Annotated in this window: 12 protein-coding genes; 6 read left to right on the top strand and 6 right to left on the bottom strand. The window is 53.3% G+C overall.

Annotation, left to right across the window (positions count from 1 at the left end; genetic code table 11):
* Positions 1-68: 68 nt before the first annotated feature.
* From L9H78_RS04840 to L9H78_RS04830, 3 genes are all read left to right on the top strand, one after another.
* Complete coding sequence (locus tag L9H78_RS04840) at positions 69-668, top strand: MBL fold metallo-hydrolase (RefSeq protein ID WP_249620652.1); 600 nt, start codon at positions 69-71, stop codon at positions 666-668.
* A gap of 92 nt (positions 669-760) precedes the next feature.
* Positions 761-1,612: a DoxX family protein gene (locus tag L9H78_RS04835; protein WP_249618691.1), complete on the top strand. Its 852-nt coding sequence runs from the start codon at positions 761-763 to the stop codon at positions 1,610-1,612.
* 14 nt (positions 1,613-1,626) lie between these two features.
* A complete protein-coding gene (locus L9H78_RS04830) occupies positions 1,627-3,936 on the top strand; it encodes a HelD family protein (protein WP_249620651.1) in 2,310 nt (769 codons plus the stop codon).
* Positions 3,937-4,023: 87 nt separating this feature from the next.
* Here the strand turns inward: L9H78_RS04830 and L9H78_RS04825 are convergent, their stop codons facing one another.
* The 6 genes from L9H78_RS04825 to L9H78_RS04800 all read right to left on the bottom strand — a co-directional run bounded on the left by L9H78_RS04825 (position 4,024) and on the right by L9H78_RS04800 (position 11,352).
* Positions 4,024-4,512 carry a universal stress protein gene (locus L9H78_RS04825; RefSeq protein WP_249620650.1) on the bottom strand — a complete coding sequence of 163 codons (489 nt, stop codon included), beginning with the start codon at positions 4,510-4,512 and terminating at the stop codon, positions 4,024-4,026.
* Positions 4,513-4,533: 21 nt separating this feature from the next.
* Complete coding sequence (locus L9H78_RS04820) at positions 4,534-5,004, bottom strand: universal stress protein (protein WP_249618688.1); 471 nt, start codon at positions 5,002-5,004, stop codon at positions 4,534-4,536.
* A 118-nt stretch (positions 5,005-5,122) separates the two neighbouring features.
* The gene (uvrB, locus tag L9H78_RS04815) at positions 5,123-7,228 is read right to left on the bottom strand and encodes an excinuclease ABC subunit UvrB (RefSeq protein WP_023019546.1); all 2,106 of its coding nucleotides are present in this window, start codon (positions 7,226-7,228) and stop codon (positions 5,123-5,125) included.
* Between the two features lie 30 nt (positions 7,229-7,258).
* A complete protein-coding gene (gene coaE, locus L9H78_RS04810) occupies positions 7,259-7,864 on the bottom strand; it encodes a dephospho-CoA kinase (protein ID WP_249618687.1) in 606 nt (201 codons plus the stop codon).
* A gap of 116 nt (positions 7,865-7,980) precedes the next feature.
* Positions 7,981-9,447, bottom strand: a complete 1,467-nt coding sequence (rpsA, locus tag L9H78_RS04805) for a 30S ribosomal protein S1 (protein WP_023019548.1) — start codon at positions 9,445-9,447, stop codon at positions 7,981-7,983.
* Between the two features lie 309 nt (positions 9,448-9,756).
* Positions 9,757-11,352: a peptide ABC transporter substrate-binding protein gene (locus tag L9H78_RS04800; protein WP_249620649.1), complete on the bottom strand. Its 1,596-nt coding sequence runs from the start codon at positions 11,350-11,352 to the stop codon at positions 9,757-9,759.
* A 502-nt stretch (positions 11,353-11,854) separates the two neighbouring features.
* Between L9H78_RS04800 and L9H78_RS04795 the strand changes: the two genes are divergently transcribed.
* Genes L9H78_RS04795 through L9H78_RS04785 form a run of 3 tightly spaced genes read left to right on the top strand, consistent with a single transcriptional unit; the run spans position 11,855 to position 15,427 of the window.
* A complete protein-coding gene (locus L9H78_RS04795) occupies positions 11,855-12,784 on the top strand; it encodes an ABC transporter permease (RefSeq protein WP_249620648.1) in 930 nt (309 codons plus the stop codon).
* Complete coding sequence (locus L9H78_RS04790) at positions 12,774-13,736, top strand: ABC transporter permease (protein WP_126849679.1); 963 nt, start codon at positions 12,774-12,776, stop codon at positions 13,734-13,736. The genes L9H78_RS04795 and L9H78_RS04790 overlap by 11 nt, the downstream gene beginning before the upstream one ends.
* A 2-nt stretch (positions 13,737-13,738) precedes the next feature.
* Positions 13,739-15,427: a dipeptide ABC transporter ATP-binding protein gene (locus L9H78_RS04785; protein ID WP_249620647.1), complete on the top strand. Its 1,689-nt coding sequence runs from the start codon at positions 13,739-13,741 to the stop codon at positions 15,425-15,427.
* Positions 15,428-15,496: the final 69 nt, after the last annotated feature.

Here is a 15,496-nt window from a genome sequence, read left to right as displayed (position 1 = left end):
TAGACGCTCTCGTCCCTTCAAAACTACCAGGTTGTATGCAGCAACCATTATCGACGTAAACTGTCTGCATGAGCACCCTAGCGTTACATTCTGTGTCCATATCAGAGATGGACAACCAGTGTTATTTTCTTGTCGACGGCGACCAGGCGTTACTGATCGACGCCGCAGACGATGCCCCACGGCTGCTAGCTTTCGCTGAGGAATTAGGAGTCACCATCACCACGGTGTTGACCACCCACCGCCACTGGGATCACACGCGCGCGTTGGAAGAGTTGTTGGAAAAAACTGGCGCAAAGCACTACGCGTCATACCTGGATGCCCCAGCAATCCCCGGCAACATCGATGTGGAGCTACAGCATGGCGACGTTCTCGAATTCGCTGGCAAGGAATACCCGGTGATTATCTTGCGTGGGCATACTCCCGGTGGAGTCGCGTTAGCTGCTGTGATTGATGGTGTACCGAACTTGTTCGTCGGCGATTCGCTATTCCCGGGCGGTTTAGGAAAAACCGATTCCGAAGGCGATTTCGTGCGCTTATTCCATGACGTCAGCGACCGGATTTTTGACCAGTACCCCGATGAAACCAAAGTTTGGCCCGGGCACGGTAACCCAACCACTTTGGGAGAAGAGCGCGGCAAACTTGCAGAATGGTGGGAACGACGCTGGTAGGTCACGAACAATGCCCACCACACTTTGTGGGCAGATAACGTAGAATTAGCGCTTAGCACTTCGAGCTACTATTACAAGGAGCATTACTAGCTATGATCCGCAAGATCGCACGACCAATGCTGGCTTCAGTCTTCATCCTCGACGGCGTTGATGCGCTGCGGAAGACTAACGAACGCGTTGACACCACCGAAGACCTAATCGCGCGTGTGCGCAAGATCGTCCCAGCAGACATCGCGGACGCTATTCCTAACAGCCCAAAGACCGTCGCTCGTGCCTTGGGCGGCGTTAAAGTTGGTGCTGGTTCCCTGTTTGCTATCGGTAAGGCACCACGTCTGGCTGCTGCAACCCTGGCAATCACGAGCTTGCCGACGCTTTTCACCCGCGATGCTTTCTGGTCTGCAGATGAAGATGACGAGCGCCGCGCGCGTCTAAACAACTTCGCTACTTCCTCAGCTTTGCTGGGTGGCTTGTTCATCGCCTCCCAAGACACCGAGGGCAAACCAGGCCTGAAGTGGCGCGCAGAACACGCTTCGAAGCAGGCTGGCAAGAAGATGCAGCAGGCACTGCCAACACAGTCTGATTCTGAAAAGATGCTCCAGGATGCCCGCGAAAAAGCAGGCGAATTCGGTGGTCAGGCTAGCGACTGGATCAAGGATTCCAGCGAAAAAGCGCAGGCCTACGTCAAGGACAACAAGGGCGATTGGTCCAAGAATGCCAATGAATGGCTGGATGCTGCACGCTCCAACGCCAAAACAGCCAAAAAGAGCACCGTAAAGGCCGCTAAAAAGGCCCAAGACAAGGCCAACGATGCTCTGAAGGACGCCGAGAAGAAGCACGGCAAGAAGGCAAAGAAGGCCCGCAAGAACGCCGAGAAGATTCAAAGCAAGGCAGACAAAGCTCTGTCCAAGGCTATGAAGAAGCTCGACAAGAAAATCGATTTCTAGGAAAATACTGACCATTGTCTCCCCGTAGAACTACGGGACAGCAATCCACGGGTTCGCAGAGAACCAAACGAGTACATCACTCGAACTATTCTGCAGAGCTCGCTGCCGAACAAAGCTATGTTGATGCTTTGTTCGGCATTTTGGATTCAGATGTCTCTCAAGCACGACAGCGTCTTGCCGACGCACAGCTAACTATCGACCCTGCCAATGCTGATTCCGATGCCTTGCTGCGTCGCGAAACCGAATATCACCGACTGCAAGAAAAACTCGACCAGTTGAACCTGGCACAGATCGGTCTGGTTTTTGGACGCATAGATGTGGACGCGAAAGGCGAAAACCCGACGTCAGAAGGTCTGGACCGCCGATACATCGGACGCATCGGTCTCATGGATCGCGATGACGACTACCGTTCACTGCTGATCGACTGGCGCGCCCCTATGGCTCGGCCGTTCTATTTGGCCACCACTGCCCACCCAGAAGGCGTACGGGTTCGCCGACATATTCGCACCGCGGATCGTGTCGTCAAGGATATCGACGACGAGCTCCTATCTGGCACCGCTCCAGCCGACGCGGATCGCGCTGATGTAGCCGGCGAGGCTGCGCTGCTGCACGCAATGAATAGCGCTCGCGGTGAACACATGGAGTCCATTGTAGAAACCATCCAGCGAGAGCAGGATGCGATCATTCGCGATAGCACCCGCGGGGTTCTCGTCGTAGAAGGAGGACCCGGCACCGGGAAAACTGCCGTTGCGCTGCACCGAGTGGCCTACTTGCTATACACCTGGCGGGAGCAGCTTTCACGCACCGGCGTATTGATCATCGGGCCGAACCCGACTTTTTTGAACTATATTTCGCAGGTTCTTCCCGAATTGGGGGAAACTGGCGTGGTTCTAAGTACGATTGGCCGTCTCTACCCGGGGTTGCGCCCTACCTTGCACGACACTGCTGAAACCCGACGGGTCAAAGGCTCGCTGCAGATGGTCGATGTATTGAAGGCAGCGGTCAAGGCTTATCAACACGTGCCGAAGCATAGCCGGGAAGTGGTGCTAGAAGGCACTCGCGTGGAGCTGACACCGACCATGGTGAAAACAGCTCGTACAAAGGCACGACGGTCGCGAAAACCGCACAACGAAGCCCGTGAAATCTTCAGTGAGCAGCTCCAAGAGCTTCTTGCGCAGGGTTTGGCTGAAATCATAGGCCACAATCCACTAGATGGTGGCAACCTACTCAATAGCGCGGATATTTCAGCGTTGCATGAAGATATTTCCGATGAGGCCATCGTCGACGAGCTTGTAGACGAGTTCTGGCCGCAGTTAGGGCCGCGCCAAGTATTGCGCGAACTGTTATCCGACCGCGAGAAATTGCACGCTGCTTGTCGCGGTAACGGTGGCGAAGAATTCGTGTCTGCCCTATGGCGTTCGGAGCAAGGATGGTCGGATTCTGATGCCGCACTGTTGGATGAGCTTGCCCAACTGCTGGGCAGCGGTGACGACGAACAGCAAGCTGCTGCGGATGAGCAGGAATGGCGCGAAGCACTGGAAGAAGCCGAGGGCGCACTGGATATCCTGGCTACTTCGGAATCCACCGATAACGATGACGTCTTCGACTCAGAAATACTGTCTGCGCACCACGTGATTGATGCGGAAACCTTAGCGCGTCGCCAGCAGGCACGTGATTATCGGACCACCGCAGAGCGGGCAGAAGGCGACCGTACCTGGGCATTCGGGCACGTTGTCGTCGACGAAGCGCAGGAACTTTCTGCGATGGAATGGCGAATGGTGTTTCGCCGGAGCCCTAACCGATGGATGACGGTAGTTGGGGATCCTGCCCAAACGAGTTCACCGGCTGGCTGTGATAGCTGGAGCGAGGCATTAGAGGCGTTCGTCGGCAAGCGCTACCGGCAGCATCAACTGACGATTAATTATCGAACACCGGTAGAAATCGCTGAGCTGGCCGAAAGCATCGTGCACAAGTACAGCCCAGATACCGCAGTGGCCCAGGCTATCCGTAACCGGAAAGATGCTGTGCGCTGGCTACCAAGTGGTACCTCGCCGGAGGATGTTCGTGATCAATTGCGCGCAGACGAGACTGCAGCGAGTGCGGAAGACGATACCGCTGACCAAAACCAGCGCAGTTATGCGATTATTTCTGCCCACAATGCGGCCACGTACAAGGGCCTGGAATTTGACCACGTGATCGTCGTGGAGCCGGAAGAAATCATCGCTGCTTCCTCGCGGGGATGGCAGGATCTCTACGTTGCATGTACCCGCGCAACGCAGACTCTCAGCATTATCGGCACGTTGGATTTAGCAGGGTGGGACTAAGAATCCTTGGGCTTAGCAGGGGTGGGCTCATACAGGCAGTTGTACTGCGCCGGTTTTCACCGGCCGGTGCCTGTCTAACTGTGGTGGCTATGACACGGTGTGCACGATAATCACGTCACAATCGGATTGTCGTGCGATATCTGCTGGCACCGAGCCCAATAACCGCCCCGTCAAGGTATTGATGCCACGGTTTCCTACCACGAGCACATCAGCATCGTGTTGGGAAACTATGCGCATCAGCGCCGCGACGGGGCTTCCAGTTTCCATGGCTGCAGCCACTGTCTGTACGCCAAGCGCTCGGGCCTCTTCACACGCTGGTTGCAATATAGAATCGGCATGTTCTTGTCCGACTACTGGATGCTCACTTTGGCATTCTTGCTGACCGGCTGTGTCTTCAGGTTCATAGTAGGCGCACGCAATAATTAACTCGGCGTCGAAAGCTGCAGCCAAGCGTGCAGCACGCCGGACCGCTAATAGCGACGACGGGGAGCCATCGCTGCCAACCACAATGGTGGAGTAATCTTCGCTGCTAGGATCAGCGGGTGGCTTCCCCATGCCGGAGGATTCAGATCTCATGATTCCCGGAGCCCTGCTCCCCTATGCTTGCGCTTCGTCTGCTTGTTCATGATGATCACTGTTGACAACCAACACGTCTACATCAAAACGCCGAGTAACCTCACTGGGTATGCTGCCGAAAACACGACCGGACAGCGTCTTTAGGCCGCGGTTGCCGATGACCACAAGATCGGCTGCGGATTCTTCAACCACCTCCCGTAGCACTGCTACCGGGCCCCCATTTAGTGCACGTAGCTCGATGTGCTCTGCACCTTCGCCCGTAGCTACCTGTTGGGCTTCGAGCAGGATATCTTCAGCTGCATCGCGATTAATAACGGGCAACGCATTTGCGTCGGCTTTGGCATCAATCATCAGACCATTTTTCTGGTAAAAAGCAGAAACGATGATCAGCTTGGCTTGAAATGCCCGCGCCAGGCTCGCAGCTGACCGTACAGCATGCAGTGACGAGTCCGATCCGTCAGATCCAGTAACGATGGTGGAATATGCGACCACGGGGAGTTCCTTCCGAACTTGGCGATAGTGCGATTCTAACGCCTTATCTCACACTCCACGGAAAAATCACCGGAGAATCCGGCAAATATGACGCGATTATCACCACACTGGCTGCAAGTTATATACCAGCTTCTTTCACTCCGCGCAGTTCCTTTTTCAGATCCGCGATCTCATCACGCAATCGGCCTGCCAACTCGAACTTGAGATCCCGGGCGGCAACCTTCATTTGCTTCGTCAGATCGTCGATAAGAGTTTGGATCTCGCCTTCTGCCATGGATGACACGTCTGGCTTGTCGACGAGCGCCGCATCTCCGGATTCCGAGTTATTTGCCGCTTCCCCGTCATCACCAGATTCGTAAACTTGGTCCAGGATATCCGCGATCTTTTTCCGCAGTGGCTGCGGGTCGATGCCGTGTTCCTTGTTGTAGGCGATCTGCTTTTCCCGGCGGCGTTCGGTTTCTTCGATCGCGTTGTTCATCGATTCCGTGATCCGGTCGGCGTACATGATCACTTCACCTGAGACGTTACGGGCGGCACGACCAATCGTTTGAATCAGCGACGTCGTCGAACGCAAAAAGCCTTCTTTGTCTGCATCCAAAATCGCCACCAGGGAAACTTCTGGCAGGTCCAAGCCCTCACGCAACAGGTTGATGCCGACGAGCACATCGAATTCACCCAACCGCAACTGCCGCAGCAATTCCACACGTTGCAAGGTGTCAATGTCGGAGTGCAAGTAGCGAACCTTGACACCGTGTTCCAACAAGTAATCGGTAAGGTCTTCGGCCATGCGTTTGGTCAGCGTGGTCACCAGCACGCGCTCATTCTTTGCCGTGCGCGTTTTGACCTCATCGATAAGATCATCGATCTGGCCTTTGGTTGGTTTCACGGTGACCTTCGGGTCCACCAGACCCGTCGGACGAATGACCTGCTCTACGTATTCACCACCGGCGGCGGTGATTTCGTAGTCACCCGGGGTGGCAGAGAGATAGACAGTCTGGCCGACGCGTTTTTCAAATTCGTCGAAAGTCAGCGGGCGGTTATCCAGAGCGGAGGGTAAACGGAAACCGAAATCTACTAAGTTCCGTTTGCGCGACATATCGCCTTCGAACATGCCCCCGATCTGAGGGACGGTCACGTGTGACTCGTCGATGATCGTGAGGAAGTCTTCTGGGAAATAATCCATCAATGTTGCTGGCGCGCTGCCAGCCTCTCGCCCGTCGATATGGCGCGAATAGTTCTCGATCCCGGAGCAGAAACCGACTTGTTCGATCATTTCCAGGTCGTATTCGGTGCGCATGCGTAACCGTTGGGCTTCGAGAAGCTTGCCGCGATTTTCCAATTCTGTAAGACGCTGTTGCAGCTCCTCTTTGATGTCCGCAATGGCTTTTTCCATGCGTTCTGGCCCCGCGACGTAATGTGTGGCTGGGAAGATACGGACCTCGTCGACTTGTTCCAGGATGTCGCCGGTCAAAGGGTGGATATAGTACAGCGCGTCGATGTCGTCTCCGAAAAATTCGATTCGCACAGCGCGTTCTTCATAGGCCGGGATGATATCGACGGTATCGCCGTTGACGCGGAAGGCACCGCGGGTAAATCCGACGTCATTGCGTTCGTATTGAATATCGACCAGTAGGCGCAGGAAGCGGTCACGCTCTACTTCGTCATCGACCTTCATGACGACGGAGCGGTCCAGGTAGGACTGTGGGGTTCCCAGACCATAAATGCACGAGACGGAAGAGACCACGACGACGTCGCGGCGTGATAGCAGCGCGGAGGTCGCGGAGTGGCGCAGGCGTTCGACGTCCTCGTTGATTGAGGAGTCTTTTTCGATATAGGTGTCTGTCTGCGCGACGTAGGCTTCCGGCTGGTAGTAGTCGTAGTACGAGACGAAGTATTCCACCGCGTTGTGCGGGAGAAGCTGTCGTAATTCGTTGGCTAGCTGCGCCGCGAGAGTTTTGTTCGGTGCCATGACTAGCGTGGGACGCTGCTGTTGTTCAATCAGCCAGGCTGCGGTGGCGGATTTACCAGTACCGGTGGCGCCGAGTAGGACGACGTCGGATTCGCCTTCTTTCAGGCGCCGATCGAGTTCTTTAATTGCTGTTGGCTGGTCACCGGCCGGTTGGTACTCGGAAACGACCTCGAAGGTCTTTTTCCGGCGCTCGATTGCGCCGACTGGGCGGTGTTCGGATTCAGATAAAACAGGGTACTCAGCAGCAAAAGCCATAGTCGCCAGTCTACTCTGCTATCTCGGCTGCTAGTGCTTGGTCAACTGTTTAATCTTGTCGACGGCTTGTGCGATTTGTTGTGTTAGGTCTTCTTCAGTGCCGTTATTGTCGAGGAGGATGTCTGCGTGTTGTTTGCGCGTTTCGTCGTCGATTTGCGCGTTGATGCGACGGCGGACATCGTCAACGTCGAGGCCACGCTTGGTAGTCAGCCGTTCGAGGCGCACGTGTTCTGCGGCGTGCACGACGATGGTTGCGTCCATGTCTTTGTGTAGGCCTTTATCGATCAGCAGGGGCATGTCGTAGATGACGGCTTCTGCCCCATTTTCGCGGGCTTCGTCGAAGAGTTCTTGTGTGCGCTGGTTGATGCGTGGATGGGTGATGTTGTTGAGTCGCTGGGTGGTTTCTTTGTTTTCGAATGCGCGTGATGCAAGCAGTCCTCGGTCGAGGGAGCCGTCGGTATTGAGGATGTCTGCGCCGAATTCTTTGGTGAGTTCGGCGAGTGCGGGTTGGCCGGGTTCGACGATTTCGCGTGCGATGAGGTCGGCGTCGACGATTGGGAATCCGTGTTTTTGCAGGCTTCGGGCGACGGTTGACTTACCGCTGCCGATCCCTCCGGTAAGTCCGATAATTTTCATAATCCCAGTGTAGAACGCAAAAACCCACTTCTCAATGCCCGGGTTGGGGCAGAAAGAAGTGGGTTCTTATGCTTTTGCGACGCTAGCTGAAAATTTTGGCTAGCTAAGCGGCTTGTTTAGTTGCCAGCCAGCTTGTCGCGCAGTGCAGCAAGCTGCTCGTCGGAAGCCAGGGAACCTGCATCCTCGGTGGTGCCTTCGGATGACGGAGCGGCATCCGATGCGCCGGACTCGGAGGAGTAGTTAGCGGCTTCGTCGCTGTTAGCAGCGGCTTCTGCTGCGGCACGGTTGCGCTCGATCTGCGCGGTGTGCAGCTGGAAGCGACGCTCGGACTCGGCGTAACGAGCTTCCCAGGCCTGACGCTGCTCGTCGAAGCCTTCTTTCCACTCGTTGGTCTCTGGGTCGAAGCCTTCTGGGAACAGGTAGTTGCCCTGCTCGTCGTAGGAGTCGGCCATGCCGTACTTGGATGGATCGAATTCCTCGGTGTAGTCCTCGTCTGCCTGCTTCAGGGACAGGGAGATGCGACGACGCTCGAGGTCGATGTCGATGACCTTGACCATGGCTTCTTCGCCAACGTTGACAACCTGGTCTGGAACCTCGACGTGGCGCTGGGCCAGCTCGGAGATGTGAACCAGGCCTTCGATGCCTTCTTCGACGCGAACGAACGCACCGAATGGAACCAGCTTGGTGACCTTGCCTGGAACGATCTGACCCACAGCGTGAGTGCGGGCGAATACGCGCCAAGGATCTTCTTGGGTTGCCTTCAGCGACAGGGAAACGCGCTCGCGGTCCAGATCAACATCCAGGACCTCAACGGTTACTTCGTCACCAACGGTGACAACCTCGGATGGGTGGTCGATGTGCTTCCAGGACAGCTCGGAAACGTGTACCAGACCGTCGACACCGCCCAAGTCCACGAAGGAACCGAAGTTGACGATGGAGGAAACGACACCCTTGCGGACCTGACCCTTTTGCAGCTGGTGCAGGAATTCGGAGCGAACCTCGGACTGGGTCTGCTCCAGGTATGCACGGCGGGACAGAACAACGTTGTTGCGGTTCTTGTCCAGCTCGATGATCTTAGCGTCAAGCTCCTGGCCAATGTATGGCTCCAGGTCGCGAACGCGACGCATTTCTACCAGGGAGGCAGGAAGGAAGCCACGCAGACCGATATCCAGAATCAGGCCGCCCTTGACAACCTCGATGACGGTACCGGTGACGTGCTGATCGCTTTCCTTGAGGTCCTCGATGGCACCCCAAGCGCGCTCGTACTGGGCGCGCTTCTTGGAAAGCAGCAGACGGCCTTCCTTGTCTTCCTTCGTCAAAACCAGGGCGTCGATCTGGTCGCCCAGCTGAACAACCTCATCTGGGTTGACGTCGTGCTTGATGGACAGCTCGCGCGAAGGGATAACGCCCTCGGTCTTGTATCCGATGTCAAGCAGTACCTCGTCGTGATCGACCTTGACGACGGTGCCTTCTACAATGTCACCGTCATTGAAGTACTTGATGGTCTCGTCGATCGCGGCGAGAAAATCCTCAGCGGTGCCGATGTCGTTTACGGCTACCTGAGGGGCCTTAGAAGCTGTCATATTGTTGCGTGCTCCGAAATGGATAGGAAATCGATTGTGTACATTCGCAGTCTCTCGAAGGCTTCACTTCAGACACTGAACCAAAGAACGGTTCAACCTTTCATGTAAGCTCACGATCTCGCGCTACAAGCGCGTCAAACTTCCTATCAGAGTTCACGCACTTCCAACGCATAGACATGCCCCCTGAATTCTAGGCTGGGAAACTTATATCTGCAACCGTTTTAATTCAGTCATTGTGATTGGCAACAAAAATGCCGACGGAGAGAACCCCGTCGGCATGTTAATCCGGTCAATCAATTATTTCCCGAATTACTTTTTCGTCAGCTTGTAGTACTCCACATCGCCGCGCCAGTTGAAGGAGACATTGTCAACAAACTCGCTCCACCCAGCTACCGTGTGGCTGTACCACAGCGGAATCGTAGGCAAATCCTTGAACAGAATCTTTTGTGCCTCGTTGTAGATTTCAGCTGCTTCTTCCGCAGTCGGAGCCTCAGCAGCTTTCTTCATCAACTCGTCAAACTCAGGATTGCTGTAATCCGTGTCGTTAGACTCTGCTCCAGTCGAGAACTGCGGCTCAATGAAGTTACCGATCGATGGGTAATCTGCCTGCCAGCCAGCACGGTAAGCAGTCTCAATGGTGCCGTTAGTGATGTCGTCACGAAGCGACTTGTAATCCGGATAAGCGTCGGTTTCAGCATCAATATCCAGATTGTTCCTCAGTGCGTTGGTTACCGCATCAGCCCAAGCTGCGCTTCCACCGTCAGCATTGATAGCAATCTTAAAACTAGAGTTTCCCCAGTCATTGATGTCGTTCGCTTGTTCCCAAAGCTCTTTAGCTTTGTCTGGGTTGAACTCAAAGACCTCATTACCTTCGATGCTGTCGTTAAATCCCGGAAGAACCGGGGACGACATGTCGACAGCCGGAGTAGCTGCTCCCTGATAGATGGCCTCGGTGATCTCTTCACGGTCAAACGCCATGGAAATAGCTTGACGACGCAAGGCACCCTCTTCGCCTTCGAAATGTTCGAGACCTGTTGGGATGTTAAAAGCCTGAATGATAGCGGTTGGTTCGCTATAAGTCCTTTCAGAACCGAGGTCATCTTCGAACACTGAGAAGCTTGCGGTCGGAATACCATCAAGGACATCCAGCTGGCCCGCCACTACATCCACATAGGCCGCGTCAGTGCTGGCGTAATGGACGTAGTTAATACCTCCGTTTTGGGGCTTGCGGTCCCCGGGATAGTTCTCGTTAGGCAACATCAACTGATTACTGTTGTGATTCCACTCTTCAAGAACATATGGGCCGTTGCCATTGGGCTTTTCACCAAACGCTTCGATATCGTCGAAGGCCTCTGGTGGCAGCGGGAAGAACGCGGTGTAGCCTAGGCGTTCTTTAAAGTCAGAAACTGGGTGCGAAAGTTTGATCTTAAAAGTCTTATCGTCGACAACTTCCAGGCCTTCCATGCTTTCGCTACCGGGTTCGTATCCAACGATCGGCTCCATGAAGAAAGAAGTCATGTGTGACTCTTTGACGGAATAATTCCAGGCATCGACGAATGAGTTCGAAGTCACTGGAGTACCATCTGCGAATTCCCAGTCTTTCAATGTGACCGTGAATTCCGTGTTGTCATCGTTGCTTTCGATACTTTCGGCAACTTCGTACTGCGTATTACCGTCAGTGTCATACGTGAGAAGGCCGGAATAGATCATATCAATGACGCGACCACCCAAAGCTTCGTATGTATTCGAAGGGATAAGCGGATTTTGTGGCTCGCCACCATACACAGAGACCACACCGTCCGCGTCTGCACCGGCGGCACCCGTCCCGGAATCATCCGAACATGCCACTAACCCACTACCGAGGGTTAGCGCAGCCATCACGGCAGTAATCTTTTTGAACTTCATACTTCGACGCCTTTCCAAAGAGTCACAGCAAAAATCTTCCAGCTGGATCACAACAATTTACAAGCTGAATCACACTGTTGACTAAACAATAACACTTGTCACCCAAAACAATTACATTGTCCAACAAGAATTCGACAACACCCCGCATTGTCAAGCACCCCTGCCGCACAACACATCCCACTGCAACTCATTTAGCCAACATAGATCCAGCCGGATGTAGTAAATATCACGTCGACAGTATCGAAGGAAAACTTTTTTGCAGCACGAGTAACCTATAAACTACCTCCAATCAGATTGTTAACCTAGTCATAGAATTAAGGAGAATTAACGTAGTTATCTCGTAATGGTGATGAGCAACAACCTATACGCGCCAACGCTTAACTTGCGTCCAAATTGCAAATAAGCTGTCGGGATTTCACGCAGGTCGATTGCGAGAACTACCCACTTACACCTCTACCCCATAAAAACGAACTATAATTCTCGCTTTAGAAAGATTCCGAAAATGTTGAATTACGTAGGGCGTCGCGTCCTGCAGATGATCCCGGTATTCTTCGGCGCAACATTCCTCGTGTTCGCCCTTGTCTTCTTAATGCCCGGAGACCCTGTAGATGCTCTCGGCGGCGACCGAGGGCTTACCGAAGCTGCCCGCAAAGCTATTACCGAAGAATATAATCTCGATAAGCCGTTCTTAGTGCAGTACCTGCTTTATCTCAAAGGCATTATCACCTTAGACTTCGGCACTACCTTCTCTGGCCGTTCGGTCAGTGCAGTAATGGCGAATGCTTTTCCTGTCACCATCAAGCTCACCTTTATGGCTGTATTTTTTGAGACCATACTAGGTATTGCTTTCGGTTTTATTGCCGGAATCCGCAAAGGTGGCGTCTTTGATTCCACTGTCCTCGTGATGTCCCTGCTACTAATCGCGATTCCCGGCTTTGTTCTTGGTTTCGTTCTCCAATTTCTCGTGGGTATCAAATGGGGCTTACTGCCTCCCACAGTCGGAACCAACGAATCATTCACTGCCCTGATTCTTCCTGCTTTAGTGCTGGGCGCTATTTCGTTTGCTTACGTCATCCGGTTAACCCGCCAATCAGTTGCCGAAAATCTACAAGCTGACTATGTACGGACTGCCCGTGCCAAAGGATTACCGGAAGGCCAGCTGATGCGTCGGCATGTCCTGCGAAATTCTTTGATTCCAGTGGTGACTTTTGTAGGCGCAGACTTGGGAGCCCTCATGGGTGGCGCCATTATTACGGAGGGAATTTTCGGAATTAACGGTGTTGGCGGCACGCTCTACCAAGCAATCATCCGAGGTGAACCTGCGACCGTCGTTTCATTCACAACCGTACTGGTGATTATCTACATCATCGCGAACTTGCTCGTTGACTTGCTGTACGCAGTTCTAGACCCAAGGATCCGTTATGACCAATAAAGCTCAAAAACCTTCACTGCGCCCACATCACAAGCATTTCGTCGCCGATACTGATGAGCAAGGTCTCGGCGCAGTTGACGCTGTCAAAGATGCTGGGGCACCTCAATCGCAATGGGGCGAAGCATGGAAGTCACTGCGAAAACGGCCATTGTTCTGGATCTCTGGACTACTCATCCTTGTTGCTTGCCTCATGGCTGCATTTCCCAGCTTGTTTACCAATGTAGATCCGCGCTACTGTGAGCTCTCAAAATCACTCGCTGGGCCTGAGTCGGGTCACCCTTTTGGTTTCAACCGTCAAGGTTGTGACATTTACGCTCGAGTAATTTATGGCGCACGCGCCTCCGTTCTCGTCGGTATTTTCGCCACCTTGTTCGTTACAGTACTGGGTACCGCTATCGGGGCAATCGCCGGTTACGTCGGAGGATGGATCGACTCAGTCATCTCCCGTATCATAGACGTATTTTTTGCTGTCCCCCTTCTTCTTGCAGCAATCGTGTTTATGCAAATGTTCCGCGATTCCCGCTCAATCTGGTCTGTAGTATTCGTCTTAGGCATTTTCGGTTGGGTAAGCATCGCCCGCATTACGCGAGGAACTGTCATGTCAACCAAACAAGAAGAATACGTGACCGCTTCCAAGTCGCTCGGTGCATCTTCATCGAAAATTCTGTTTAAGCACATCCTGCCTAACTCGACGGCCCCGATCATTGTCTACGCGACAGTCTCCCTCGGCGTGTTCATCGTAGCTGAAGCTTCTCTATCGTTTCTTGGCATTGGTCTTCCTTCCAACGTGGTTAGCTGGGGTGGCGATATTTCCGCGGCTCAGGACAGTCTACGTACGCGACCTTCCATTTTGTTCTACCCAGCGGGCGGTCTGGTTCTTACCGTTCTCGGTTTCATTCTTATGGGTGATGTCGTCCGAGATGCGCTCGATCCGAAAGCGAGGAAACGTTAACCATGAGCGATAATTCAAAGCCGCTGCTCGAGCTCAAAGACTTGAATATCACTTTCTCCTCGTCCGGCGGAGATGTACATGCAGTACGCGGAGCAAACCTAGAAGTTTATCCCGGAGAAACTGTAGCCATTGTTGGTGAATCAGGTTCGGGTAAATCCACGACAGCAATGTCGATCATTGGTCTACTGCCCAAAAATGGAAAGATTGAAGGCGGATCGATTCTTTTCAATGGTGAAGACCTGACGAAGGCATCAGAAAAACGTTTTCAACAAATTCGGGGCGCGGAAATTGGTCTAGTCCCCCAAGATCCGATGTCAAACCTCAACCCAGTCTGGAAAATCGGTACACAGGTCACCGAGTCTTTGAAAGCGAACAATGCTCTCGACGGCGCAGACAAAGACGAAAAAGTCGCCCAATTGCTTACCGAAGCGGGGCTACCGGACGCTGCAAAGAAAGCAAAGCAGTACCCCCACGAATTCTCTGGAGGTATGCGTCAGCGCGCTCTCATCGGCATTGGCCTAGCTGCCCGACCACAACTGCTCATCGCAGACGAGCCTACTTCGGCTCTCGACGTTACTGTGCAGCGTAAGATCCTGGATCACCTCGCTAGTTTGACAGAAGAACTCGGCACTGCGGTACTACTCGTGACCCACGATCTTGGGCTAGCAGCCGAACGCGCGGAACATCTAGTAGTTATGCACAGGGGTCGGATCGTTGAATCTGGTCCCTCTCAAGAAATTCTGCAGGACCCACAACACCCGTATACGCAACGCCTAGTACAAGCTGCCCCGTCAATCAACACCGCGCGGTACTCCGAGAATGCGACGGTCAACGAGAACAGCGACGGCACGGATTCACAGCCAACTTCGGGTGAACCGATCAGTGCCGACAACGATTTCGTCATCGAAGTAGCTAACCTGACAAAGGAATTTGCTCAGCGCGGTCGTGGGAAAGATGTCTTTAAGGCTGTCGACGATGTGTCGTTCAACGTACGTCGTGGAACGACACTTGCAATGGTTGGTGAATCCGGGTCGGGTAAATCAACAATCGCGAACATGGTGTTGCAGCTGCTTGAGCCTACCTCTGGAACCATTAAATTCAATGGTGAAGACGTATCTAAATTTTCCAAGAAACAATTGTTCAATCTTCGGGAAAAGATGCAAGTTGTGTTCCAGAACCCTTATGGGTCCTTGGATCCCATGTACTCGATCTATAAATCAATCGAGGAACCACTAATCCTGCATAAGCGTGGCAACAGGAAAGAAAGGCAAAGACGAGTCGCTGAACTGTTGGATATGGTTGCAATGCCTGCTTCAGCTATGCAGAGATTCCCTAATGAGCTTTCGGGTGGACAACGACAACGAATCGCTATCGCTCGCGCCATGGCATTAAACCCCGAGGTGCTTGTCCTCGATGAGGCTGTTTCTGCGCTCGATGTTTTGGTCCAAGACCAGATTCTTAAGTTATTACAGAATCTGCAGGATGAGCATAATCTCTCTTACCTCTTTATTACTCACGATCTTGCAGTGGTTCGGCAATCCGCAGACGACGTAGTTGTATTGCAGAACGGAAACCTGGTGGAAAAAAACACCACCGAAAACTTGTTCCGCAATGCGGAGCAAGAATATACTCGCAATCTCATCAATTCTGTTCCAGGAATGAACATCAAACTCGGAAACGGGCAAGCTTAAAGGCACCTGTCTTGTCCATCAAGCTGGGTTTCTGAATGCAATAGGCCGGGGTTAACCTGGCCTCTGCCA

The organism is Corynebacterium pseudodiphtheriticum (assembly GCF_023509295.1).
Classification (GTDB): domain Bacteria; phylum Actinomycetota; class Actinomycetes; order Mycobacteriales; family Mycobacteriaceae; genus Corynebacterium; species Corynebacterium pseudodiphtheriticum.
Note: the sequence above shows the minus strand (reverse complement) of the source record. Positions and strands in the feature narration are given on the sequence as shown.